The organism is Bradyrhizobium centrolobii (assembly GCF_001641635.1).
Taxonomy (GTDB): Bacteria; Pseudomonadota; Alphaproteobacteria; order Rhizobiales; family Xanthobacteraceae; genus Bradyrhizobium; species Bradyrhizobium centrolobii.
Window position 1 is genome coordinate 121,410 of sequence record NZ_LUUB01000040.1, and the last position, 23,139, is coordinate 144,548.

Annotated in this window: 23 protein-coding genes and 2 pseudogenes; 13 read left to right on the forward strand and 12 right to left on the reverse strand. The window is 65.5% G+C overall.

The genetic code is table 11. The features are described from left to right. The first annotated feature begins 418 nt into the window (after positions 1-418). The 4 genes from AYJ54_RS10910 to AYJ54_RS10920 all read left to right on the forward strand — a co-directional run bounded on the left by AYJ54_RS10910 (position 419) and on the right by AYJ54_RS10920 (position 3,065). Positions 419-1,081: a hypothetical protein gene (locus tag AYJ54_RS10910; RefSeq protein WP_063698927.1), complete on the forward strand. Its 663-nt coding sequence runs from the start codon at positions 419-421 to the stop codon at positions 1,079-1,081. Between the two features lie 72 nt (positions 1,082-1,153). Continuing rightward, positions 1,154-1,306 carry a hypothetical protein gene (locus AYJ54_RS50620; protein WP_161491838.1) on the forward strand — a complete coding sequence of 51 codons (153 nt, stop codon included), beginning with the start codon at positions 1,154-1,156 and terminating at the stop codon, positions 1,304-1,306. Between the two features lie 79 nt (positions 1,307-1,385). Then, complete coding sequence (locus AYJ54_RS52235; protein ID WP_245328985.1) at positions 1,386-1,715, forward strand: hypothetical protein; 330 nt, start codon at positions 1,386-1,388, stop codon at positions 1,713-1,715. Between the two features lie 1,047 nt (positions 1,716-2,762). Beyond that, the gene (locus AYJ54_RS10920) at positions 2,763-3,065 is read left to right on the forward strand and encodes a hypothetical protein (RefSeq protein ID WP_063698928.1); all 303 of its coding nucleotides are present in this window, start codon (positions 2,763-2,765) and stop codon (positions 3,063-3,065) included. Between the two features lie 190 nt (positions 3,066-3,255). Here the strand turns inward: AYJ54_RS10920 and AYJ54_RS10925 are convergent, their stop codons facing one another. After that, positions 3,256-3,744 (reverse strand): DUF6314 family protein, encoded by a 489-nt coding sequence (locus tag AYJ54_RS10925; protein ID WP_063698929.1) that lies wholly within the window; start codon positions 3,742-3,744, stop codon positions 3,256-3,258. A gap of 129 nt (positions 3,745-3,873) precedes the next feature. Here AYJ54_RS10925 and AYJ54_RS10930 point away from each other — a divergent pair, with 129 nt between their 5' ends. Further along, the gene (locus tag AYJ54_RS10930) at positions 3,874-4,107 is read left to right on the forward strand and encodes a hypothetical protein (RefSeq protein WP_063698930.1); all 234 of its coding nucleotides are present in this window, start codon (positions 3,874-3,876) and stop codon (positions 4,105-4,107) included. A 50-nt stretch (positions 4,108-4,157) separates the two neighbouring features. On the opposite strand, the gene AYJ54_RS10935 is transcribed toward AYJ54_RS10930, so the two are convergent. Beyond that, positions 4,158-5,975 (reverse strand): caspase family protein, encoded by a 1,818-nt coding sequence (locus tag AYJ54_RS10935; RefSeq protein ID WP_063698931.1) that lies wholly within the window; start codon positions 5,973-5,975, stop codon positions 4,158-4,160. 133 nt (positions 5,976-6,108) lie between these two features. After that, complete coding sequence (locus tag AYJ54_RS10940; protein WP_245328986.1) at positions 6,109-6,513, reverse strand: helix-turn-helix transcriptional regulator; 405 nt, start codon at positions 6,511-6,513, stop codon at positions 6,109-6,111. 41 nt (positions 6,514-6,554) lie between these two features. Between AYJ54_RS10940 and AYJ54_RS10945 the strand changes: the two genes are divergently transcribed. The 5 genes and pseudogenes from AYJ54_RS10945 (at position 6,555) to AYJ54_RS10965 (ending at position 12,569) form a co-directional block, all read left to right on the forward strand. After that, complete coding sequence (locus AYJ54_RS10945) at positions 6,555-6,797, forward strand: hypothetical protein (protein WP_063698932.1); 243 nt, start codon at positions 6,555-6,557, stop codon at positions 6,795-6,797. A gap of 16 nt (positions 6,798-6,813) precedes the next feature. Then, positions 6,814-7,065 (forward strand): GCG_CRPN prefix-to-repeats domain-containing protein, encoded by a 252-nt coding sequence (locus tag AYJ54_RS10950; protein WP_063698933.1) that lies wholly within the window; start codon positions 6,814-6,816, stop codon positions 7,063-7,065. 261 nt (positions 7,066-7,326) lie between these two features. Next, positions 7,327-10,080, forward strand: a complete 2,754-nt coding sequence (locus AYJ54_RS10955) for a T6SS phospholipase effector Tle1-like catalytic domain-containing protein (RefSeq protein ID WP_063698934.1) — start codon at positions 7,327-7,329, stop codon at positions 10,078-10,080. 148 nt (positions 10,081-10,228) lie between these two features. Then, a complete protein-coding gene (locus AYJ54_RS10960) occupies positions 10,229-10,912 on the forward strand; it encodes a response regulator (protein ID WP_063698952.1) in 684 nt (227 codons plus the stop codon). Beyond that, positions 10,909-12,569, forward strand: a pseudogene (locus AYJ54_RS10965) (sensor histidine kinase). The gene AYJ54_RS10960 and the pseudogene AYJ54_RS10965 overlap by 4 nt, the downstream one beginning before the upstream one ends. Positions 12,570-12,772: 203 nt before the next feature. Here the strand turns inward: AYJ54_RS10965 and AYJ54_RS10970 are convergent. Continuing rightward, positions 12,773-13,126: a hypothetical protein gene (locus AYJ54_RS10970; protein ID WP_430641423.1), complete on the reverse strand. Its 354-nt coding sequence runs from the start codon at positions 13,124-13,126 to the stop codon at positions 12,773-12,775. A 246-nt stretch (positions 13,127-13,372) separates the two neighbouring features. Here AYJ54_RS10970 and AYJ54_RS10975 point away from each other — a divergent pair, with 246 nt between their 5' ends. After that, complete coding sequence (locus tag AYJ54_RS10975; protein ID WP_063698935.1) at positions 13,373-13,597, forward strand: cysteine rich repeat-containing protein; 225 nt, start codon at positions 13,373-13,375, stop codon at positions 13,595-13,597. Positions 13,598-13,652: 55 nt separating this feature from the next. Here the strand turns inward: AYJ54_RS10975 and AYJ54_RS10980 are convergent, their stop codons facing one another. From AYJ54_RS10980 to AYJ54_RS11010, 7 genes are all read right to left on the reverse strand, one after another. Further along, complete coding sequence (locus tag AYJ54_RS10980) at positions 13,653-14,165, reverse strand: hypothetical protein (RefSeq protein ID WP_063698936.1); 513 nt, start codon at positions 14,163-14,165, stop codon at positions 13,653-13,655. After that, complete coding sequence (locus AYJ54_RS10985; protein ID WP_161491839.1) at positions 14,156-14,422, reverse strand: hypothetical protein; 267 nt, start codon at positions 14,420-14,422, stop codon at positions 14,156-14,158. The genes AYJ54_RS10980 and AYJ54_RS10985 overlap by 10 nt, the downstream gene beginning before the upstream one ends. Then, positions 14,391-15,530, reverse strand: a complete 1,140-nt coding sequence (locus AYJ54_RS10990; RefSeq protein WP_063698938.1) for a PQQ-binding-like beta-propeller repeat protein — start codon at positions 15,528-15,530, stop codon at positions 14,391-14,393. Before AYJ54_RS10990 ends, AYJ54_RS10985 begins: the two co-directional genes overlap by 32 nt. Positions 15,531-16,519: 989 nt before the next feature. Continuing rightward, positions 16,520-17,209, reverse strand: a complete 690-nt coding sequence (locus AYJ54_RS10995; RefSeq protein WP_063698939.1) for a hypothetical protein — start codon at positions 17,207-17,209, stop codon at positions 16,520-16,522. Between the two features lie 92 nt (positions 17,210-17,301). After that, positions 17,302-18,027, reverse strand: coding sequence for a hypothetical protein (locus AYJ54_RS11000; RefSeq protein ID WP_063698940.1), 726 nt, complete (start codon positions 18,025-18,027; stop codon positions 17,302-17,304). A gap of 134 nt (positions 18,028-18,161) precedes the next feature. Beyond that, positions 18,162-18,410: a hypothetical protein gene (locus AYJ54_RS11005; RefSeq protein WP_063698941.1), complete on the reverse strand. Its 249-nt coding sequence runs from the start codon at positions 18,408-18,410 to the stop codon at positions 18,162-18,164. Positions 18,411-18,730: 320 nt separating this feature from the next. Further along, a complete protein-coding gene (locus AYJ54_RS11010; protein ID WP_063698953.1) occupies positions 18,731-19,696 on the reverse strand; it encodes an NAD(P)H-dependent flavin oxidoreductase in 966 nt (321 codons plus the stop codon). Between the two features lie 106 nt (positions 19,697-19,802). On the opposite strand from AYJ54_RS11010, the gene AYJ54_RS11015 reads away from it, so the two are divergent. Further along, a complete protein-coding gene (locus AYJ54_RS11015) occupies positions 19,803-21,365 on the forward strand; it encodes an AMP-binding protein (protein WP_063698942.1) in 1,563 nt (520 codons plus the stop codon). Positions 21,366-21,804: 439 nt separating this feature from the next. Here AYJ54_RS11015 and AYJ54_RS11020 read toward each other — a convergent pair whose 3' ends face one another. Next, complete coding sequence (locus AYJ54_RS11020; RefSeq protein WP_063698943.1) at positions 21,805-22,578, reverse strand: thioesterase family protein; 774 nt, start codon at positions 22,576-22,578, stop codon at positions 21,805-21,807. Positions 22,579-22,795: 217 nt separating this feature from the next. On the opposite strand from AYJ54_RS11020, the pseudogene AYJ54_RS11025 reads away from it, so the two are divergent. Beyond that, positions 22,796-23,139 (forward strand): annotated as a pseudogene (locus AYJ54_RS11025) (IS110 family transposase); the annotation flags it as partial.

The window sequence follows — 23,139 nt, forward strand, 5'->3', positions numbered from 1 at the left end:
TGCTCCCTGGGCAGTCCGCGACGCGGGAGCTGGCCGCTGATAACACCTTAGCCAAGCTGATCGCCGACGCTGACGGTATCGCTCAAGCGGGTCATTTCAGCCTGTTCGAAACGGTCCTCTATCGGCCCTCAGGTAGGGATATCGCCACCGATTGCAGGCAGATCATGATAAGGAGATGGGCGACACCCCCTGCGCTTCGCCTGGTAACATGGCCAAGAAAATCCTTGGGTGTATGTCACATTGGCGGCGGCCGTTGTAGATAGGCTCCTCTGGTCGGCCTTAAAAGGCCCCCCGCAGGTAACATCGAGGCGGCACGCAGCGAACTGAGGGTCGGGCCTCCGCGTCCGGGCTGATGTTATAGGCGCCGGTTGGGCGTGCGGCGCCTATGTTCGGCCACCTCGAAAGGCAACAATGCCAAATGAATAAAGCGCACGAACGACGTCTGTTCCTCTCGGCCGCGGCGGCCGGACTGCTCATCGCTTCTGTTGGTGGCAGCTTCGCGGCCTCGCCCTTGAAGCTGGAGTTCGTCACTCACGCCGCCTTCTTCTCGGCGGAAACCAAGCAGCCGAAGACGCTCGACCCTCAGGTCTTCGTCGAGGATGCCTCCGCACCGGAGGCGACCGGTCCGCAGGGCATCAAGCACGTCGCCGGCGAGCGGCCGCCGTTCATCGACCAGGATCCCAAGACGTCGAAGCTGTTCAACGCCGCGCACAAGCCGCTGGGCTTCGATCTCCAGTCGTGGCTCTCCGCCACCGGCACCGTCAACATCGTGGAAAAGGATAGCAAGGTGACGCTTGAGGCGACCTTCAAGAACCTGCAGCCGAACGCGAGCTACAGCCTGTTCGAGAACCACTTCGACACGAAACCGATCAGCTTTACGCCGATGGACGGCGTCGGAAAGACGAACAGCTTCACCGCAAAGGCCGACGGCACCGCCAGCATCACCCTGACGTTGCCGAGCATGCCGACTCATGACAACGCCGTCCTCGTCATCTACAACAGCGGCGGCGGGTCGCACGGTATGGAACGCGGCCGCATCGGGATGGACGCCCATCACCAGATCATCGCGCGGCCGGAGTGATCCTAAAGTGTTCCGCTTGGGGGCGACCGGTCGCGGCCCCCCTTGCGGTCTGGGCCGAAGGAGCGGCTACCGATGACGCCGCGCGCCGAAGCACTCGAGGAGGTTGCGGCGACATCGAAGGCCGACCTCAAGAGCAAACGGCTGGAAGATCTCGTCCGAACGATCTTCGAGGCCGTGCCCGGGCTGAAATTTGAAGGCTCCAACCTCAAGATACGGCCTGCCTGACGTTTTCGGCCGCGGGTGAGCCTTCATCCAAATCCGCGACGGAATGGAACTGTCGGGGTGCGATACCTGCAGCTTACGCTTGAGTGCCCGTCTCTTCATGGTCGCCGTCAGACGCGACTTGCCGATCTGCTTCATTGGCGTCTTTGGAGATGCGTTCCGATTTGAATTCGTCCTTTCGGACAAGGTCGCGCCGTGGAGATTCCCATCTCGCTCAGCTGGATCTCATTTGATTGTCGTGGAGATCATCGAAGCAAATGCAGGAACCATGGTTGATAATGATAACAACAACCGGCGCCGGCTCGTGGAGTTCAAGGAGGGGTGCCGCTATGGCAAATTCGGAAAAACCAAGGCTTACGAGCTGATCGCCACGAAAGGATCAGGGCCTACAAGATGGGAGGCAAGACCATGATCGACCTCGACAGCGTGGATGAATATCACGCTTCGCTGCCGAGGGTCGAAACAAGCGCAAGCTAGGCCGCCGATCTGCGCAGCAAGACGGCAGGCGCACCATTGCGCAGGCTGTCGCGGCGATCGGACCAATGAGCATTAAACGCGGGCGTTCGCGCCAATAGGCCGCACGGTTATAAATGCCGCGGACCTATTCTTGTCGCCCCTTCCAAGCTGGCGCCGCCACCTCGTCGTGCCGCTGGCGCTTTTTTCTCCGTGTCGTGGCCGAGTTGGGCTTCCACTACATCGCCGTCGAATGCACCCTCCACGTTGAGCAGGGTCGACGCGGTTGGGCGGAAGCTGTGCGCGCAGCGGTCGCGCCGTGGCCGGTATCGTAGCCCATGATCCGCGTCGCCTTGTTCAGTGCATTCCCGGAAATTGACACACCATCGTCATAGGCCGTCCAGCAGATCGCGGATCAGCGTCGCGCGATCAGCGCTCCCAGGGTTGGTCTCGCGCCAAGCGCAACCGAGTCCCCCGAAGTCGTCCGGCACGAGGTAAGTGTCTCGCTCGACATCGTGGAGCACATGGATGGGGTTCGCATGGCAAGACCCTGCCTTGACCTCGCGATATTATGTCAGGTCGATCCCGCCGGGGGTCTGGAGCCAGAGCCAGGTTCGATTCCGGTCGAGGCGATTGTGCAGACCGAACCAGCATGCGACGTGCCTGCTGCCGGGGAGCCCACTGTTTAATTTTTGCCAGCTAATACCGCGCGTCAGCTTGTTGGTATTTGTGTTGGTATCGGCAACAACCGAAGGCGAAAATTACTGCAAATTCAAATTGTTATTGGACTAGGCGATTATCGGCCAGGGGCACCAGCCTTCGCTGCTTCGCAGCTACGGCTGGGCGAGCCACGCACGGCGTTATCCGGGCGAAGCAGCGAAGGCTGTCCTGCCGAAGCCTTGGCGGGGGCGGACTGGATCACCGAATCTCGATCCCCTCGTCCCTAGCAATCGTCACATCTCCACTGTATAAGCCGGTAGCTTCTTCACTTACCGAAGAGGCTCACATGAACGACCTGCACACGTGGCTTTCCGAACAGCACCACGGCCTGCGGACCTTCCGGACATTCCAGCAGAAACTCGAGATGCTCGGTCGCGACGACCCCGGGCAGCGCGGTCTCTGCCGTCTCCTGAGCAGCCTTGTCGGCAGCTATGTCGAGGCCTTTGATGAGGCCCCGCTGCCGGTCGAGGTCGCCGATGACACCTATCATCGCCTGCTGACGCTGGTCGCCAGTCTCGACCTAAACGGCGATGCAAGCCGGCGGCTCGCCGACATCAACCGCGTGGCAGAGAGCGAACTCTGGCAGTGACGAGAGGCGGCCGCCTGCTCACGTCCGCGTCCCGGACGCACCGCACTGCGTAAGCGTTGCTGCGCAGAGCCGGGACCCGGAGCGCCGCGGGAATAGTCCCAGCCGCGTCAGCTCCCGCCCCCTTCCTCCACGACACGCTTCAACGTTGCGAGCGCGCCGCGCCAAGTCTACATGCTTCCAGCCGGAGGCCTCATCTCTGCGCAGTCGGGCCCGAGCGTCGCGCGACACGCGTGTAGGTCGTGGTCATCGTGTAGCCTTTGCGCGGACCCGATACCACGTGACGAACGACAAAGCGACCATCCGGCAGGAAGTTGTAAGTCGACTGATAGTTGTCGAGATTGCAGAGATGGACCGCGCTTCCGCTCAGGTCTCCGCCAACGGTCGCAGACAGTGATATGTCGTGGAATAGCCGCGGCGGATTCTCGTTGAAGAAAACCTCGAAGCCTCTGTCACTCTTGCTGAAGATGTACTCGCGTTCTGCCTGCAACTCGGTGCCGTTCAACAGTTTCAGATTTCCCTGCTCGCGATAGGCCAGTCCCCCCTTGTCCGATGGCGTGACGATCGCGACACCCTGCATCGTACCTTGGCCTTCGATAACCCGGTTGAACGACCAAGAACCGGCCAGCTTCTCCGCCACCTCCGAAGCGTCACCCCAACCATCGATCACGGTTTCGTTCATATCTCCAGACCCACGCGTTCACTGGCCGACCCGATTTGCGGCCTCGCAAAACCCCCGGCATGGAGTTCAACGCGCCGAGCCAGTACCTATATCTTACGGCGATCGGTGTTGATGTAGCGAGCAGCTTTGATGGCCAGAAGACGCACGACGGAAACGGACGCCGATGACCTCCCCCGCTTCTTCGTTTGGGTCCGCGGCCTCGAGGGGCCCGAGCCGCAGAGATGGATGGCGATGGATTTCGGCGTCGGCGACTGGAAGCGGCCGCAGGTGCTGGCCTATCTGGAACTGCCTGAGGACGAGCGGCATCTGCCGCTGTCGGTGCTGGCGCGGCGCTATCCGCCGCCGCGGGTGGAGATCTTGTAGAGGCGGATTAGCCGGTTCACGGTCGCGCGGCGATAGCACCGCTGCGAACATCATTGGCAATACTGCTTTCCGCCAAAGGAATAGCATCTGCCGCCTTCGATGCTGGCCGGAGGAGCGGCGGGCCCGCGCGGGCTCGGTTCATGGCGCGAGACGGCCTTTGGCTTCTGCGGCGGCGGATCGGGGCGTCGCCGGCACTCGCCCTGGGCATCCAGCACGTAGTTGTTCTCGCAGACGATCTGGACGCAGCGGTCGCCGTCGACCTTTTGTCCCTTGGCGCAGACCAGGGGACAGATGCGATCCGGCTTGGCGCGCACAGCATCGAGCGCATCGAGGCTCGCGACCTTGATGTCGAATTTGGTGCCGGCATATTTGTTGAAGCTGTCGAGCGCCTTTTGCGACAGCGCAGTCCAGGCGCCGTCGGCGGCCCCGGGGTCGCAGCCGACGCGCTTGAGGTGCGCCTGGAGCAGGCGGGCGACGTCCGCCGGATCCATCGCCGGCATGGCGGCCGGAGCGGGAGCCGGGGCAGCAGCCGTCGGCGGCGTTAGCGCCGCGAGCGCGGCCTGCCGCTCCCGCTCACGCCGTTCCTCCTCGCGCCTTGCCGCCTCGATCTGCTGCTGCGCATCGAGCGCGGCCTGCTTCTTGGCCTGCTCGACCTGAACCGCCGCGGCCTCGGCCTGCCGCTGCGCCTCCGCAACCTGCCGCCTGGCATCGTCGAGCTCCCGCTTGGCCCGTTCGGCGATGCGCTGGCGCTCCTTCTCGAGATCGCGCCGGGCCTGCTGCTTGGCCTGCTCGGTCTGGCGCGCCGCCTGCTCCTCGATCTGCTTCCTGAAGTCCTCGCTCTTCTGCCGGGCCTGGTCCTCGGCCTGCCGCTTCAGCAGCTCCGCCTTCTCGCTCGCCTTCTCCGCCGCATCGAGCTTGTCGAGCGCCGCATGGGCGGACGTAGCGTAGACCCCGCTGCCGTGAACGGCGAGAAACGATGCCCACGCCTCCTTAGTGCCGATCTGCGCCGCGAATTCATAATCCCGCCGGGCTTCTGCATTCGGATCGACCGGCGGCGTCACCTGCGGCACCAGCGCCACCGTATCGCCGCCGAGCGATCCATAGACAAAAGGCTCCTGCCGGCGCCCCGTGCTCTTCAAGACCTCGTCGCGAACCCGGCCGAGCGTCAGGCGGAGATCGAGCCCCGGCGTCGCGAGGTGGTTGAGGAGCGCGGTCGCGAACGGGCTGTGCGCCCCGTCGCCGTCGCCGGCAACCGCACCGGCCTTGGCCGCGAACGCGATCAACGTATCGGGCGTCGCGGGCTCGATCTTGGCAAGGCCTCTGCCCATCGAGCGCGTGGCGGTACTGCGCGTCATCCGCTCCGCAAACGGATTGTCGCGGCAGGCATCGAGGATGACCAGCCGCAACCGCTTCGCCGGGTTGATCGCCTGCAGGATCCGATCCAGCGGGACGGCCTCGTCCTCGACGTCGAAATCGCTCTGCAGCCTCGCATCGGCCGGAATGAGGAAGTTCACCCCGTTCACCTCGATGCCGTGACCGGCGTAATAGACCACGGCCATGTCGGAATCCGCCGCGACCGCCGCGAAGTCACGCACGGCCCGCCGCATCTCGGACACGCCGAGATCCCGGCGCAGCTCCACGACATCGAAACCCATCTGCTTGAAGACGTCGCCGATGGCGGCCGCATCATTGTCGGGATTGGCCAGCCGCGGGACGCTTTGATAGTTGGACACGCCGAGGACCAGCGCCACGCGCTTCTCGGCCAGCGCGTTCGTCGCCGCGACCAGCGTCAGGACAACCGACAGCGCGAGGCGGCAGATCAGCCGACATGAACGCGACACCGGAGTTGATGGGCTCAATCGGACCATGATGCAGGCTTCAATCCAAGCGCGAAATATACACTGCCGCCGAGGAGGTTTCGAGTTTCTCCCTTGGGAAGTCAACCCGCGGCGCTCCCGATTCTCGCAGGCGGCGGGCGAATTCGGCCCGCCCTGCAAAGCCTCACTTCCCCCGTGACGCCGTCGGCGTCAGGCCGAAGCGACGGCGGAAGCAGCGGTTGAAATAGGAGAGGTCGTTGAAACCGCAGGCAAAGGCGATGTCGCTGATGCGGCCCTCGCGTTGCGCGAGGAGGTCGGCGGCGTTGCGCAGGCGCAGCTCGTTGAGGCGTGTGGTGAAGCTCGCGCCGGCTTCGAACAATAGCTCGTTGACGTAGCGTTCGGAGAGGCCGGCGGCAGCGGCGAGCCTCTGCGCGGAAAAGTCCGGTTCGTGGAAGCGCGCCTGCAGGATCGACAGCACGGCGTTGAGCCGCACGGCGCGCAGGCCGCGGCGACGCGCGGCGGCAGCGACGTCGCTGCGGGCCCCTAAGCCGATCGCCGCGAGATCGAGCAGATGGGCGACGATCGCCATGCCGGCCTCTTCGGCGGCAGCGGGATGGAGGAGACAACGACATGCGAACCTCTCTACCCCGCAGCCTCGTGCTCGGCGGCGTCATCGCGGCCAGCCTCGCGATCGGCTATGCGCTCGGCGCGCAGCCGCACATGGACGAGGCCATCGCGATCCTGCAATCGGCCCGTGCCGAGCTCGGCAAGGCCGAACCCAACAAGGGCGGTCACCGCGAAAAGGCAATCGGCCTGATCGACCAGGCGATCGCCGAGGTGCGTGCCGGCATTGCCTTTGCCGCCGGGCACTGATCCGGGAGGACAGACAATGATACGAACCGTTCTTGCCGCAGCATTCGCGCTCGGTGCGATCGCAGGCTCCGCCCGGGCCATGCCGCTGGCGCCGCTCGGCGCAACCGCGAGTGACTATGTCATCGCGGTCGCCGGCGGCTGCGGCGCCGGCTGGCACCGCGGGTCCTACGGCGGCTGCCTGCGAAACTATGCCAACCCCGCGGCGCATGCCTGCCCGCGCGGCTACCATGTCGGCCCCTATGGCGGCTGCCGCGGCAACGGCAGGTAAGGTCTGAACGCGCGGCCTCACCTCGGCTCCGGGGAGAGGCCGCGCAGGATCTTTCCGTCATCTGGACGCCGACCAGCGCGAGACCCCGCCTCCCGTTCCGCACCGACACGGCCAGAGTGGAGCAGCGTGATCCTGCTTGCTACCTCAGCGGGTTTGTGCACAGAATGCACTCTGTTTTCATGACGAAGCCATTGATTGCAGCCGGAGGATGCCGCCCGGCCAGGGCTTGAAGGCACCCCGGTGAGATTGTCGGAGGGGTCCATGCCGCATCACGATGGCGCGCAGAACGCCGATCCTGCACGCACCGACGACGCGCCCGATGAAAAGGCCGACGGTCCGGCGTCCGCTACGCTACCAAAGCGCAAGCTGGTGCTGTTCGCCGACGGCACAGGCAACGCGTTCACTACCCAGGAATCCAGCGTCTGGCGTCTCTACGAGGCGCTCGATCACACCGAGCCCGACCAGATCGCGCATTACATCAAGGGCGTCGGCACCGCCGGCTGGGCGCCGCTCGCCGCGCTCGACGGCGCCACCGGCATGGGCGTGCCCTCCAACGTCCGCAAGCTCTACCGCTTCCTGTGCTGGAACTGGCGGGAGGGCGACGAGATCTACATCTTCGGCTTCAGCCGCGGCGCCTTCACGGCGCGTACGCTGGCGGCCATGATCGCAAGCCAGGGCCTGGTGCCGGCGAAGATCGGCAAGGATGCGGTGTCGCATGCGGAAATGCAGCGCAACGCCATGGCCGCCTGGCGCGAATACCGTCGCACCACCGTGCCCATGTCGAAGAGCCTGCCGACGATCTGGATCACGCGCTGGATCCGCGACTTCCTGCTCATGGTCTATCATTTCGTCTGCAGACATCGCTCCTATGCCGACGTTCGCAAGGCGATGAACGGCCGCGACAACGTCAAGATCGAATTCCTCGGGCTGTTCGACACCGTCGAGGCCTTCGGCGTTCCGATCGAGGAGCTGCGCGTCGCGATCGATTGGGCGATCTGGCCGATCTCGTTCCGCAATCACCGGCTCTCGCCCAAGGTCAAGCACGCCTGCCACGCGCTCGCGCTGGACGACGAGCGCACCACCTTCCATCCGCTGCGGATCGACCAGAGCAATCTGCCGGCCGAGCAGGTCGTCAAGGAAGTGTGGTTCGCGGGCGTCCATTCCGACATCGGCGGCGGCTATCCGGAATGCACGCTGTCCTTCGTGCCGCTGGTCTGGATGGTCGAACAGCTCGGCGGCAAGCTTCGCTTCCAGGACGGCACGATCGAGCATTTCCGCGACTATCAGTCGGCGATCGGTCCGATGCATGATTCACGCAGCGGCGCGGCGGTGCTGTACCGCTACGGGCCGCGCCCGATCCTCGCGGGCGCGGCGAATGGCGGGGCGCCGGTCGTGCACTTCGCCGTCATAGAGCGCATGCTGCTCGGCTGCGACGACTACGCGCCGATCATGCTTCCGGCGGACTCCCTGGTGCTGCTGCCGGACGGAACGAAGCTGCCGCTGCGCTCGGAGGGCGAGAGCAAGGATCTCGACGAACAGCGCACGCGCGAGGCGATGAAGGCCGCCTATTTGAAGAAGGCAACCGGCCCGCGCCGCGCCGAGGAGGCCAGGGCCTTCACGACGATGATCACGCCCGATGCCGCCATGTCGAGCCTCACCCGCGACACCGTGTGGTGGCGGCGCGTCGCCTATTTCTCGCTGCTGTTCATGGTCGGCGTGATCGCCGCCTGGCCGTGGATCGCGCACGCGCTGGTGCAGTGGTCCGAGGACCGCGCGCTGGAGGGCACCGGCACGCTGTCTCTCATCACCAACATCGACTGGGTGATGAGCGCGGTGGTGGCGCCGCTCACCAACCTCTTGAGAGACGTGCTGCCATCCTATGCGGCGCCCTGGCTCAAGATCGCGACCTACTACCCCTTCCTGACCTCGATCGTGGTGATCATCACCTGGTGGATCTGGAACAAGAACGGGGAGCTGCGCGACACCATCCAGGAGCGCGCACGCCTCGCCTGGAACACACAGCGGCGGAGGGCAAGCCGGGAGCACATCGACGAGCCGGGCGTATTGATGCGGTTCGGCCACTGGATGCGGCTGAATGCCGGCCCGGCGCGGCTCGTCATCGCCAAGGGGCTGGTGCCGGCCGTCTTCCTGATCGCGATCTTCGGCTCGGCGGCACTCATTCTGTCGAGCAGCCTGTTCACCGGCCGCCTCGCCCTGGGATCGGTCTGCGCGCCGCCCGCGATGAAGGACTCCTCCGCGCCCCAGACCGGGATCCCCGTGCTGGACGAGCCGACTGACGCACGTGCGCCATTCGACACCAGGGACTTTTGCTGGTGGAGCGGGCTCGCGGTCGAGAAGGGCCGCAAATACCGCGTCTTTCTCGAGATCAGGGAGCCCTGGTTCGACCGCACCATCATGAGCGGCGTGAACGGGTTTGCGACCTACGAGCCACATCACTACGTCGCCCTGCCGGAGCGGCGCCTGTTCGCCGCGGACTGGTTCCAGCCCGTGGTCCGTGTCGGCAGCAAAGGCATCAACGACATGCCGCTCGAGGCCATCAACGTGATGCCCGCCGACGAATTGCCGCGCCGCATGAAGCCGACCCTGCCCGCGGAAGACGATATCAGCAGGAGCCGGAACAGGTACCCTGTGCGGCTCGACGATACAGTCGAGTTCAAGGGCAGGCTCGACGAGCTCGGCAAGTTCGAACCGATCCCGCCAGGCATGCTCACCGAGGCGCAACAGGTCTGGAAGAAGCAGCAACTGGCCGATCGCGTCGTCGCGGAATTCGTGGCGCCCGACTCCGGCGAACTGTTCTTCTACGTCAATGACGCCGTCCAGATCTTCCCGCAGCTGCTTCCGGAATGGATGGTCCCGTCGTGGCTCGATGTCATCCAGGGACCGCGCGATCTCTTCTACCGCAACAACAGCGGCACGGCGAAGATCAAGGTCCAGCGCCTGCCCGCACCGCCGATGCCGCCCGACAAGCCGGCAACGCCGCTGGCGAGCAACTGACACCGGGAGCAGCGCCTCTCGCGTCAGAGCGGTGCTCTGTGTCCGGGAAACGAGGTTTTCCCCGCCCCCATGATTATGGGTGTCGCGGCGTCCGCGTCGCGGTTAAGTTTGCTTGCCCGCGGGGGACACGCGGTGCGGGACGATGATCATGACCGAACCGGGCGAGACGGGTGAGGCCATCACCATCCTCCTCGTCGAGGACGACGCGCCGACCTGCTGGCGGCTCCAGGACGCGCTGGTCAAGACCAGCTACGAGGTGCGCACCGCCGGCACGCTCGGCGAGGCCCGCTCTGCCCTCGGCGAGCCCGCGCCGCGCGTGCTGCTCACCGATCTGCGATTGCCCGACGGTCATGGCGTCGAGCTGATCCGCGAAACGCGGCAGCGTTTTCCGGAGACCGAGATCATGGTGATCTCGGCGCTCGGCGACGAGGAGAGCGTGATCACCGCGATCACCGTCGGCGCCACCGGCTACCTCCTCAAGGACGCCTTCCCGACCGACATCGCGACCACCGTCCGCGAGCTCGTCGCGGGACATTCGCCGATCTCGGCCTCGATCGCGCGCTTCATCGTGCGCAGAACGCAAGGTACCGCGCAAGGTTCAGCCGAGCCGCCGCCAGGCCCCGTGCTCAACACCGCAAAGCTCACCCCGCGCGAGATCGACATCCTCTGGGGCATCGCCAAGGGCTTCAGCTATGCCGAGATCGCGAGCCATCTCGGCCTGTCGCGGCAGACCGTGCCCGGCCACATCAAGAACATCTATCGCAAGCTCGAGGTGCACACGCGCAGCGAAGCGGTGTTCGAGGCGGTGCAGCAGGGTCTGATCAAGCTGTGAGCGAGATCGCGGCGAAGGCACCCACGCGCACGCGGCGCCGGCTGCTGGCCTCGCGTTTCGTGCCCTACCTGCTGCTCCAGATCCTGATCGTGATCGCCTGCATCCTGGTGCTGCGGCTGATGCCGCCCGACGATCCCGACGACTATGCCGTTTTGGAATTCTCGCTACGCGAGAACGGGACGACGCGCCCGGTAACGCTGCCGCATTACACCTCGTCACGCTATTCGCTGCAGGATCCGCCGCTTTACAGCGGCACCTTCACACTCCCGTCCGGCGAGACGCAGGCCTGGTCGGTGTTTCCGCCGTGCTTCAGCAACGCCGCCGAGGTCGCGGTCAATGGCGTCGTGGTCCTCGACAGCAGACGCAACGACACCGCCAACCGGCCCGACCGCAACACGCCGGTCATCGCGGTGATCCCCTCATCGCTGCTGCATGAGGGTTCGAACCAGCTTACCGTGCGGCTGTTCGTATGGGGCCCGCTGAAGGGCTTTCTCGACACTGTCTATATCGGGCCGGACGAGCGTCTGCGTCCCGCCTACAACACGCGGACGCTGCTGTTCGTCACCTTGCCGGTGGTGTTCTCCGCCTGGCAATCGCTGCTCGCCGTGATCCTCGCCATCATGTGGCTGATGCGGCGCCGCGAGCCTGTCTACGGCGTGCTGGCGCTCGGCATGCTGATCGGCGCGCTGCAGGCCTTCGTGCCGGCTCCGGTGCCGCCGGCGCCGTATCCACGGCTTGCCGCGCTCCTGCTCGCGTCCGCACCGATCGAGAGCGCTCTCGTCGTCGTGTTCTCGGTCCTGTTCTTCGGCTGGCGCTGGCCACGCTACGGGATGCTGCTGTTCGTGCCGGGGCTTGCAATCCTGTTCGTCGGATTGATCGCCAGCCAGCCGCTGCCACGCATCGTCTTCCTGTTTCTCGGTGTGCCGACGGTCGGTGTGTGCCTGATGCTGCTGGCCGTCATCGTCACGAGAGCAGTGATCAAGCGGCAGGATGCGGCGAGCTTCACCTTCGGTTGCGCCGTCACCATCGTGCTGACCTGCTGGTTTCACGACATGCTCTCGGTGTTCGAGATCATTCCGGATGACCGCACCTTCGTCACGCGCCTGTCCTATTCGGCGATGCTGGTCGCGATCGGCGCAGGGCTCACGTGGCGCTTCGCCCGCGCGCTGAACCAGGTCGACAGCTTCGCCGGCCAGCTCGTCGCGCGCGTGCGCGAGGCGGAGGAGCGGCTGAAGGCGAGCTTTGCCCGCGAGGAGGAGCGGGCGCGGGCCGCAGCGCTCGCCAACGAGCGAACCCGGCTTGTGCGCGATCTGCACGACGGCCTCGGCGGCCAGCTCGTCAGCATCGTCGCGCTGTCCGAACGTGGCCATGAGGGCGCGACCATCACGGATGCGGCGCGCGCCGCGCTGAAGGACCTTCGCCTCGTCATCGATTCCATGGACGATATCGGCGGCGACCTCATGCTCGCGCTCGGCTCCTGGCGCGAGCGCGCGGCGAGGCAGTGAGGGCGAGGCAGACGGCGCGGGGCCTGCGCAACATGACGAGCCGCGCCACGCGCTGCGGCGCGGCGCTCAATCTGAGGTCGGATCCCTCAGGCACGCGCGTGCGGCTGCAATTGCCGCAACGCTTTCCCGACAGCGACGCGGCGGCTAGCTGAAAAGCCCCCTCCCCGGACGTGTGGGGCGCACGGAGAGAGGGGGCAGGCCGGGATTTTTGCCTGCGGAGGACGGGGGGCTCGTTCGCAGGTCGTCCCTTCGCCCGAAATCTCGCTTCTCCCTCCCCCCGTTCTTACGGGGAGAGGGTTGGGGTGAGGGGCCGCTTCCGAGCAGTCGGTGACTGCTGAATGGGTGGAGAGTCCCCTCACCCGAATTCGAGCTTCGCTCGAATTCGACCTCTCCCCGCGAGCGGGGCGAGGTAAAGAAGGAACCTGCTCAGCGCACGCCGACGCGGTTGACGGGACCGCCGCGGTTCATCGGCGCGCACGCCGACGCCGGGCGCACCGACGCCAGGCGTCGCCACCGCGGCCGCGGCAACCGGCGCGGCCGGTGCAACCACCACCGCCGCGGTCGGCCGCACCACGCAGCCCTTGGGCACGCCGACCGTCTTGCAATAAACCACCGCCTGCGCGGGACTCGTGCCCAGCGTCACCATCGCCGCACCCGCCAGCGCCACGATCGTCAGCCCGGCGCTCAACGCTCCTGCCTTCTTCAACATCTTGCTCTCCTGCTTCCCGTTCGGCGTCCCGGTGCAATTGCCGGGTCTCGCAGCCGACACGCGGCCTCAATGGCAAAAGACGGCGCGCGGATACATGCCATGAAGATGGAGGTGCGGCCGTCGTCGCGGCGCCGGCGCAGCAATTCGATGCCATGAACATGGCATGGACCGGCGACCGGCCAGCGCGCGAAGGTCGCGTCGCTTGATCACAAGCCGGACCACGACGATTCAAAAAAGAGGTGCTTTATGAAGATTTCGGTTCTTGCCGCGCTGCTGCTCGCCGCAACCATCCTGCCCGGGTCGGCGCAATCCGGCCCCACGCCACAGGAGCAGATGGCCTGCCGCGGCGACGCCAGCAAGTTCTGCGCCGAGCATATCGGCAAGCCGCCGCAGATGAACGCCTGCCTGCGCGACAACAAGGCAAAACTCTCCGACGCCTGCCGCAAGGTCGTGGATTCGCACGGGGGCTGACCGGAGCGTTCACCCTCCCCCGCAAGCGACCCTCCAGGGAGGGTGCTCAGAATTGCTAGCTGGTCAGGCCATAGACGTCGATGCGGCCATCATAGGTCGGGCGATAGATTCGCCCGTTCCAGACGATCGGACGATTGAATTTCGGATGCCTGAAGGCGTGCTCGGGGCCCCAGTTCTCGCTGTCCCAGATCACCTGGAGACGCTTGGAGCCGTCCGGGTTGGTGGCGAAGTTCTGCGCGTCGTAGACCAGGAAGCGGCCGAAGCTGAGCATCATGTTGCTGTCCTGATACGGGACCATCGCCACGATGATCCCGTCGGCGCCGTTGTTGGCAGCAAGCGTGATGCTCCAGCCGGGCATGCCGCCCGGCGGACGCGGCGACTGCGGCGAGGCGATCTCGTTACTCCCCGCGAGATAGGTCGACGTTCCGTCCGCTGCGATCGACCAGGCCCGCAAGGCGCTGTTCTCGCCGCCGACGAAATGCATGGTGCCGTGGACGGCGGACTGGAACAGCAACGGTGTCCCGTGCAGGTGCCGCGTCGCACCGCCGGGAAACAGGTTCAGCTGCAAGGTGACGCCGGCGCGGGCGGGACAGCAGGATCGAAATAGGTATAGAGGATCGGCGGCATGCGAAGCTTGGCATAGTTCGCGGCGAAATGCCCGGCGGCGAGATCGCCAACTTGCGTGTCGCCGAGCGCTTCGACATTGCCGGTGTAGAGAATACCATCCTTGCCGGCAGCCAGGACGGCATGTGCCGAGGCGACAAAGACCGGGCCACCCGAACCGAAGTCCTGGTCAGCCCACATCGACTCGTTCATCGCCTGCATGTGATGCGCCACGACCGGTGCGATCTGCGCATCCATCGCATCGGGACCTGACGTGACCGCAATATGTGCCATCTCGCGCGCATGGAGAGGTTTGAGCGCCATTCCCATCCGCTTCGCATGGCCGATCACCGCGGTCAGGGAGACGTTGGACGGCAGGGCCCGGCTCTTCATCATCGTCGATCGCGTGGACCGCCGTGCCGGCGCGGCTGGCGTCGGTCCATGGCGCCCACCAGGACACGACCTCGAAATGCGCATGGTTTCCGGTATGCAAAGCCAGCCGCACGATGCTCTCGCCGAAATCGCCATGTTGCGGCGAGAACGCCCCGTTGCCGGTGATGACGTAGATCGAACCGTCGGGACCGATCGCGGGACCCGCCCCGCTCTGCCACAGCCCGCCGCCAGCGCCAGTGACGGTGGAACACCACGCAGCGGCCAGCCGCCAGGCATGGACGTCAACGGCGAGAAGCCAGCCGCGCGCAGTCGCCGACGTCTCGGCAATCGTGCCGAAGGGAATTAGCACGTGATTGCGCGTCAGGGCCAACGCGCTGCGCTGCTTGCGCTGGGCCGAGACGAATTTCTGCACGGGCAAGCCGGGCGGTGCGTAGACCGCGCCCTCCAGGTTCAATAATGGATGCGCCAGGGAGCCGTCCCTTATTCGCAGCGCAGCCAGGAAGTGTTGGCCTTTCGCGACACTGCCGTCGTCGCTGATCCATGTGCAGGCGTAGAGAATGCCGGCGGCCTCGTCGATGACGGGGGTGGAGAGAATCCCCCAATTGACGTTGGTCATGTGGCCATCGATGGCACTCGTTCCGATGATGGGGCGCCCGAGATTCGTGGCCCAGACCCTTTCGCCGGTCGCGGCGTCGAATGCGTAGACCCAATTGCCCATGCTGGCCTGGAAGATCAGATCATGAGTCTGGCCATTGACCGCTTGTACGCCGCCGACCGCGAGCGGCTGCGCCTCGAGCCTGGGATCGTCGGGAATCGGAATGCTGAAGAGTTTTATGATGCCCTTGGTGCGGACGGCCGTCGCCGTCAGCACCGTCTCGGAATTGTTCGCACCGGTCCTGGCATGGTCATAGCTGCGGGTCGTGACGGAGGCGGCCATGGCTAGCCTCCGAAGGCCAGAACGCTTCCGGCAGCAAGCAAGCAGGCTCCGGCGAACGCCCGCCTGCCTTCGAGACCCGCGTTCCACCAAGTCGGCCCCAGGGCTCCGAGCGCGAAGCCGAGGCCAGCCATCGCCATGCTCGACACGGCGGCAACGCCGGCGGCCCCAGGAGCGCGCGACACAACGTTGTCGATCGCAAGCAGCGGGGGCAGGACATAGACCCAGCCCGGCGCCTGCGTCAGGCGATGCGCGAGCGGCAGACGACAAGGCGCCGCACGACATCAGCGCCACCGCGGCGAAACCATCGGCGATCGGCACGCTGACACCGAGCAAGGTGCCCAGCGCGTCGCAAACGCCGAACATGACGATGAGCGGCAGCACGTGCCGGCGCGGAACGACGAATGAGAGCGCGAGGGCCGCAATGAGACTGTCGGCCGACGTCCACAACAGGTGCAATGACATGGGAGCCCTCTAAAAGGTTTGTGGTGCAAGATAGGTGACGTCGATCGTGAAGGCTGGCCGGTCTCCGGCAGGTGCCGTGCTGCGACGAGAATGCGATGCTCGCCGGTGTCGCCGGCAGGACCCTGTGCCGTGACGTGATTGCCTGTGCACAGCGCCTCGGCCACGATCCGCCCCTGGTCCGTCGGCGATGCTGACCTTCAGTGCGGCCCGCGCCGCCCTCCGCCTTCGAAGTCGGCGGCAACTGTATCGCGGTAAATCCGACATCCCGCAGAGTCCGCGCATGTCGCGTCCGAAAGTCGAGCAGCCAGGGCGTGCCACCTCCGTCGACGGGCGCCGGAACGGTTACGCGTTCCCCGTGCGGCCCGAAGAAGCAACCCCAAGCTAACAGCGCAACGCCCATGACGCGGCCTTCGGCTGGCTGCGTCAATAATGCACGAATGGCTCTCGTCCGGAAGTTGAATTTTGAGGCAGGCACGCCTCACGACGAAAGGAGACGACTGCGCAGCGGCGCCACTCCCGGCGCAGCGCTAGTCGTCGTCGTCAGGCCCGAACAGCCTGATCCGCGGAAAGCCGGCGCGGGGGCGGGTTGCGAGATCGCGTACGTCGGAATCTTCGCGGATGTTGCGCGCGACGTCATCCCAATCGGTTCGATCGCGAGGTCCGCGCGAACCGCGGACGTCGTAACGGTGGCGCTCGGCCCAGCGCTCGCGCCGTTCCGCGCGGCGTCGTTCGGAGGCGGCGCGTTTCACGTCGGACTCCTTCGCCTTTGCATTGGCGTTTTCAGGCGAGGATGCGGGCTCGGTCGATGCCTGCTGCTCGGCGGGCTTGGCGGTCTGCGAAGGCGGCGGCGCCCGCTTGGTCTCCTCGGCCGCAACGTTCTTCTGCTGCAGAGGCGCCGGAGGTTCTGCATTGGCCTCGGTGGTCTGCGCCGCTGGCTTTGCTTCCGCCTGTGTTTCGGATTTTTCTTTGTCCTGCACCTGCACAGGCGCGGCGATCATGGCGCCGAATGCCTGCGAGCCCGTGAGATATTGGATGCGCTCCGATGGCGCGCTCGTCGCGGCCACGGATTCAGCTTGCCGCTCCTTGGCCGAGTCCAGGCCCTGCCTGGGCGCGATCGGATTCATGATATTGCCGGCGACGATGCCGCCGCCGAGACCAATGGCGATGGCCGCAATGATGGTTCCGGCACCGACGAAATAGGCTGTCGAGGCGCGCATTGGTCCACTCCCTCTCTTGGGGCGGGCAACGCGTGGGGATTGTCGGATGTTCCTGATAAGGAGACGCGCGATCCCCGCAGGGAACTTACGCGTCAGATCTGCTGCGCGACCTTTTCCAGCCCGATGATGCGGGCGAGTTTGCGCACTTCTTCCTTCTGGTCGTCGCGCAACTGGAACAGGAGCGGCATCGCGGCTGATTTCAACTGCTGGATCTCATCGCAATTCGGATCGATCGGCACGCCCGGCGCGTTCGGATTGGAGAGCTTGTTCGCCTGGATCTTGCGGGCGACGTTACGCAGCGCGGTCTCGACCGACGGCCAGTAATATTCCTGCGAGGACGACAGCTTCAGGCGATCCTTGATGCCGGCGATCTGCATGTCGGAGAGCAGCGAATAGCTCTTTTGCGGCTGCGGCTTTGCCACCTTCGGCTTGACCGGAGTTTCAGTGGCATGCGCCGGCACGTTCGCGGCGGGCGCCTCGGCAGCCGGTGCCTCGGACGCGCTGGCCTTGGACGTCTCCTTGGACATCGGGAAGTCGGCTGGCGTCGCCGCGGCAAAGGCCTGGCGAAGCGGCTCGGTCAGCGCGGGCATTTGCGCCTGGGTCTGCACCGGATCGATCGCGGCCGAGGCCAGCGCCAGCGTCGGGACCAGCCGGTCGGCCTTGGCGGCGCGGTTGGCAGCAAGCGGCTTGGGCGGTGGGGCCTGGGTGATCATCTCGGCGCTGACGCTGGGTACGCTGTCACGGCCGAGAATCGCGGCGGCGGCGGCGCCGAGGACGAGGAGGCAGGTCAGCGCGACGATGGTGATGGCTTTGGACAAACGTCTCTCCGCGACCGGCTTTCAAGTCCAAGTGATCACTGCCCGAAAACTGGGCGGTAATTAAGGCTTAACCGTGCCCCAGCGGCGGCAATCGCTGGGGCTACGGCGACATCGCCCGGGAATTTCAGGGAAAATCAGGCGGCTGCCGCCAGATCATAGGCGTCCTGGATGTCGGCGACGATCTCGGAGGCCTCCCAGACGGCGCGCGGCTCGACCGATTGCAGCGTCACCGTCCAGTTGCCGCCCCGGCGCGTGCGGGGAACGCTGACGATGTCGAAGCGCACGTTGCGGCACAGCGGATGACGGGCGAGCGCATGGGCCACACGAACGCGGATTTCATCCAGCGAAGCGTGCGTCTTGGTGCTGAGAAAGTCGAAGTCCATCGCCTGTCCCTCTCGGTCCTGATTGGCGGCCTTGAGGGGATTCTTGGCGAGCGATGGTTAATCTGCCGTTAAGTGCGGCGAACCGCAGGAGTGTGGGATTAACTGTGATCTGGGGCGACAACGCGCCTTCTCCCTCTCCCCGTTCTTACGGGGGCCGCGACGAGCTTCGCTCGCGCTGAGAGGGTCGGGGTGAGGGGCTGCCTCCGCAGATTCGGTGAGGGTAGGACTTCCGGAAGCTCCCCCTCGCCCGCCGATGCTTCGCATCGCTCGGCGCGCGTCGGCCTCTCCTCGCGCGCGGGGAGAGGCGCAGACTTCCGCGGCTAACGCCCGCCCGCCCCGCGATATTCCGCAATCGTGCGCGCGACGAGATCATCGACGGCGAGCACATCGGTCACGCCCGATGCCGAATGCCCGCCGCTCCAGATGTCGCGCCAGCGTTTTGGCCGGTTTTCGCGCGCGGTGACGTCGATGTCCTTGCCGATATCGATCGCACCGCGCGCCGGCAGATCGTCGGGGTCGAGACCCGCAGCCACGATCGACGGCTTCAGCATGCTGGTCTGAAGCCCGGTGAACGCGGTGGTGAGCAGGATGTCGTCGGCGCTGCTGTCGACCAGCATCTGCTTGTGGCGGTCATCCGCCATGCTCTCGCGCGTGGCGATGAACTTCGTGCCCATATAGGCGAGATCACAGCCGAGAACTTCGGCGGCATGTAACGCGCAGCCGTCGCTGATGCCGCCGGCGAGCACGATGATGCCGTCGAAGAATGCGCGGACCGCGCGGACGAAGGCGAACGGATTGAGCCAGCCGGTCTGGCCGCCGGCGCCCGCAGTGAGCAGCACCAGCCCATCGGCCCCCGCTTCGGCGGCTCGCTCGGCATGGCGGATCGAGGCGACATCCGCCATCACCAGCGCGCCGGCGTCATGCAAGGGCTTCAACACCGGCGCGGGCGAACCGACGGAGGTGATGACGATCTCCGGCCTGTGCCGCAGCAGCACCGCGAGATCCTCTTCCAGCCGTGTATTGGAGCGATGCACGATCAGGTTCGGGCAGGTTGGCGCGGCCTTGCGGCCGGTCTGATCGGCGTGCTGCTGCAACCGCGTTGCGATCTCGCCGAGCCATTGCTCGAGTTGTTCCGTGCTACGGCAATTCACCGTCGGAAAACTGCCGATCACGCCGTTGCGGCAGGCCGCGACCACGAGCTCGACGCCCGACACGAGAAACATCGGCGCCGCGATCAGCGGCAAGCTGAGACGATCGCGGAAGCGTTGCAGCCGATCGGACGTCACGCATGCCTCCTTGCGCGGGCTTTGCCGTTCCATCCCGCATTCGCTGTGCTAGCGTTGCAGCAACATTGGCACGTCAGAAGCCGATGACAAAGCAACGAGGAAACATATGTCCGATCCGCTCCATGCATTTCCCCTTGTTTGCGCGCAGACGCTACGCGCGCTGTCGCGCTATCCCGGCCGCACCGCCTTCGTCTGGCCCGGCGGATCGTTGACCTATCAGGGTGCGATCGACCTGATCGGTCGCATCCAGGGCGTATTCATGCGGATCGGGCTTGCCCCCGGCGCCCGCGTCGCCTTCCTTACCGCCAACCGCGCCGACACCTGGTGCGCCGGCGTCGCCGCGCAATTGTCGCGGCTCGGTATCACCTGGCTGCATCCGTTGGGATCGCTGGAAGACCAGCTGTTCCAGCTCGACGATTCCGACGCCGAGATGCTGGTGGTCGATGCGGCCGCGTTCCGCGATCGCGGCGGCGAGCTCGCCGCCAAGGCGACCCAGCTCAAGGCCGTCTTCACCATGGGGCCGGCGGATTATGGTGTCGACCTCTTGCATGCGATCGAGACGACGGGCCACGCCAGCGCCCTCTGCCTCGCTGGCCCGAATGACATCAGCACGCTGAACTACACCGGCGGAACGACCGGCAAATCCAAGGGCGCGCTACGCTATCACCGCGAAAATGGCGGGGCCGCCGCCGCGATCCTCGCCGACTTCGAGATCCCGGAGGCGGCGCGTTATCTCACGGTCGCGCCGATCAGCCACGTCGCGGGCACCAAGGTGCTGCCGACGCTGATGCGCGGCGGCACCGTGCACATGCTGAAGGGTTTTGATCCCGAGGCCGTGCTGACGACGATCGCGCGCGAGCGCATCAACTTCACGCTGTTCGTGCCGACCATGATCTACGTGCTGCTCGATCATCCGGCATTGAGCAGGACCGACCTCTCCTCCCTCGAGCTGGTGCTCTATGGCGCGTCCGCGATGTCGCCGAGCCGGCTGATGGAAGGCATCGAGCGCATCGGGCCGGTGTTCTCGCAGCTTTATGGACAGACCGAATGCTACCCGGTCTCGGTGCTGCGCAAGGCCGACCATGATCCGAAGACGCCGGAGCTGTTCCTGTCCTGCGGCTTCCCGATCGCAGCATGCGAGGTCAGGATCCTCGACGACAACGACCAGGAAGTAAAGACGGGCGAGGCCGGCGAGATCTGCGTGCGCGCGCCGCACGTGATGGCGGAATACTGGAAGCGGCCGGACATCACCGCCGAGACGCTGAAGAACGGCTGGCTGCACACCGGCGATATCGCGCGCAAGGACGAGCGCGGCTACATGTTCATCCTCGACCGCAAGAAGGACATGATCGTCTCCGGCGGCTTCAACATCTTTCCGCGCGAGGTCGAGGACGTGCTGTCACAACACGCAGATGTCGCGATGGTCGCGGTCGTCGGCATCCCCGACGAGAAATGGGGCGAGGCCGTTACCGCCATCGTCGTACCGCGCGATGGCGCTCAGCCCAACCCGGACGAGCTGATCAACCTCGTCAAGGCCCGAAAAGGTTCGGCGCATGCGCCGAAGCAGATCCAGTTCGTCAAGCAGCTGCCCATGACCGGCGTCGGCAAGGTCGACAAGAAGGTGCTGCGCGCGAGCTTCTGGAGCGGACGGGACCGGATGGTGGGATAATCGTCCTGATTGTGATCGCGGGTTCAGAGCACACGCGCCGCGCGAAAAGCCGGCGCATGTCAACGTCTCCATCCGGGATTTTACGGTGTTCTTGTGGCCGCCAAACCACAACGCGCCACGGAGTTTGCGGATGCGATGCCCGCACAATTGCAGGCGAATCAGCGAATCACCTAGACCGCTAACGGGGCTGGGAAGCGGAGTATCAAATGAGAGTCGCTTCCTTGGAAAGTGCGTTGGCTGCGGTCACGTTGATCACAGCTATCATTGTGCTGCTGTGGGAGATCAAGATCGTCTACAGCATGTGAACTGGCAGGACGCTGGCGTCGAACAAGAGGCCTCCAAACAAGAAGAGGTTCGCGACCAGGGCATCCCTTCCGCGGCGGCGGAAGCCTGCCATTCAAGTGGCTGCGGGAGTGAGCGCTGTGCGCCCCCGTCGCGCTTACCGCTTCTCGATTACGAGACTTTGTACCGCTCGACCGAAATAGCCTTGCCTGTCCGCGAGCCGCGACATCGCGAGCCCGGTGCCGTCTGCACCGATCCAGGATTCCCCGTCGAGCATAATCCATTCGCCGACAGGCTGCCGCGCAAAGCTCACCGTGAGATCGGCATTGATGTAGGTCCAGGCGCGGAAATCGAGCGTCGAGGCAGTACCGTTGGAGAAATCGGCGGCGACCACAGCGCGCATGGCCTGCGAGATCGCTTCGCCCTCAATCAGCGGATGGTCGACGCGAAACCAGATCGCGCCGGCACCGGCCTGGCCGAAGCGGCCGCGCGCGGCGCGCATCGAGACCGATCGCACGAACGGGCTGGTGGCGGCGTGGCCGTCCTCGACGAGCGAGTCCTCCGGCGACGGCAGTTCGACCGGCAGCTCCTTGATGTCGTCAGGCAGCGCCAGCGCCTGCCGCTTGATCTTGAGCACGGTCGCGCCGACCACCTGCGCACCCTCGGCCAGCAGCTTGACCTCGCAGAGCTGTATCTTGCGGCCCTCGCGCAAAACCTCGGTCGCAATCGTGAGCGGGGCCACCGGAACGGGACGCATCAGATCGATGGTGACGCGCGCGATGTCCATCGCGACCTGCGTCGGGATGCGCTCGGCCGCCCAGGTCACGAGCGAAGCCGGCGCCGAGCCGTGCTGCATGCGCCGATCCCAGGGACCTGCGGCGTCGGGGCTCGTAACGACGCTGTTGCCGTCGAGGCGGTAGATGGCGGTCATCGCGCAAATCTCTGTTGGTTGAGACGCTCGGCGTCCCAAATGAGGGTGTCGTCCCGGCGAAGGCCGGGACCCATACCCACAGGGAGCAGTTGTGGCGCGAGATTAGCGCCACGAGTCTTCGCCAAACTGCTCCCTGGGGTTGATGGTGTGGACGGCCCCCTACGGCATCAGTGTGCCAGAATGAGGTTGTTGCAAATCTCAGACAAGGGAGCCGTCCGTGAGCCAGATTATCCGCATTGGGATGGATACGTCGAAGTATATTTTTCAATTGCATGGGGTTGATGCATCGGAATCGGTCGTGCTTCGCAAGCGGCTGAGCCGCAAGGCGATGCTGGCGTTTTTTGCCAAGCTGCCGCCGACGGTGGTGGCGATCGAGGCGTGCGGGGCTGCCCACCACCTGGCGCGAGAGCTTGGCAAGCTGGGGCACACGGCCAAGCTGATCGCGCCGCAATTGGCGAAGCCCTATGTGCCGCGCAACAAGAACGACGGGCGCGATGCGGAGGGTCTGTGCGAGGCGGCGAGCCGGCCGCGGATGCGGTATGTGCCGGTGAAGACGGCAGA

Excerpts from the sequence above, each read along its gene's own strand:
- AYJ54_RS10995 (WP_063698939.1), bottom strand. The coding sequence starts at position 17,209 with ATGCGCGCCTCGACAGCCTATTTCGTCGGTGCCGGAACCATCATTGCG.
- AYJ54_RS10970 (WP_430641423.1), bottom strand. The coding sequence starts at position 13,126 with ATGTTGAAGAAGGCAGGAGCGTTGAGCGCCGGGCTGACGATCGTGGCG.
- AYJ54_RS10910 (WP_063698927.1), top strand. The coding sequence starts at position 419 with ATGAATAAAGCGCACGAACGACGTCTGTTCCTCTCGGCCGCGGCGGCC.
- AYJ54_RS11020 (WP_063698943.1), bottom strand. The coding sequence starts at position 22,578 with ATGACCGCCATCTACCGCCTCGACGGCAACAGCGTCGTTACGAGCCCC.
- AYJ54_RS10945 (WP_063698932.1), top strand. The coding sequence starts at position 6,555 with ATGCGAACCTCTCTACCCCGCAGCCTCGTGCTCGGCGGCGTCATCGCG.
- AYJ54_RS10960 (WP_063698952.1), top strand. The coding sequence starts at position 10,229 with ATGACCGAACCGGGCGAGACGGGTGAGGCCATCACCATCCTCCTCGTC.
- AYJ54_RS10935 (WP_063698931.1), bottom strand. The coding sequence starts at position 5,975 with ATGGTCCGATTGAGCCCATCAACTCCGGTGTCGCGTTCATGTCGGCTG.
- AYJ54_RS10985 (WP_161491839.1), bottom strand. The coding sequence starts at position 14,422 with ATGCAGGCGATGAACGAGTCGATGTGGGCTGACCAGGACTTCGGTTCG.
- AYJ54_RS10950 (WP_063698933.1), top strand. The coding sequence starts at position 6,814 with ATGATACGAACCGTTCTTGCCGCAGCATTCGCGCTCGGTGCGATCGCA.
- AYJ54_RS10975 (WP_063698935.1), top strand. The coding sequence starts at position 13,373 with ATGAAGATTTCGGTTCTTGCCGCGCTGCTGCTCGCCGCAACCATCCTG.
- AYJ54_RS10930 (WP_063698930.1), top strand. The coding sequence starts at position 3,874 with ATGGCCAGAAGACGCACGACGGAAACGGACGCCGATGACCTCCCCCGC.
- AYJ54_RS10940 (WP_245328986.1), bottom strand. The coding sequence starts at position 6,513 with ATGGCGATCGTCGCCCATCTGCTCGATCTCGCGGCGATCGGCTTAGGG.
- AYJ54_RS10925 (WP_063698929.1), bottom strand. The coding sequence starts at position 3,744 with ATGAACGAAACCGTGATCGATGGTTGGGGTGACGCTTCGGAGGTGGCG.
- AYJ54_RS10920 (WP_063698928.1), top strand. The coding sequence starts at position 2,763 with ATGAACGACCTGCACACGTGGCTTTCCGAACAGCACCACGGCCTGCGG.
- AYJ54_RS11015 (WP_063698942.1), top strand. The coding sequence starts at position 19,803 with ATGTCCGATCCGCTCCATGCATTTCCCCTTGTTTGCGCGCAGACGCTA.
- AYJ54_RS11005 (WP_063698941.1), bottom strand. The coding sequence starts at position 18,410 with ATGGACTTCGACTTTCTCAGCACCAAGACGCACGCTTCGCTGGATGAA.
- AYJ54_RS10990 (WP_063698938.1), bottom strand. The coding sequence starts at position 15,530 with ATGGCCGCCTCCGTCACGACCCGCAGCTATGACCATGCCAGGACCGGT.
- AYJ54_RS10955 (WP_063698934.1), top strand. The coding sequence starts at position 7,327 with ATGCCGCATCACGATGGCGCGCAGAACGCCGATCCTGCACGCACCGAC.
- AYJ54_RS50620 (WP_161491838.1), top strand. The coding sequence starts at position 1,154 with ATGACGCCGCGCGCCGAAGCACTCGAGGAGGTTGCGGCGACATCGAAG.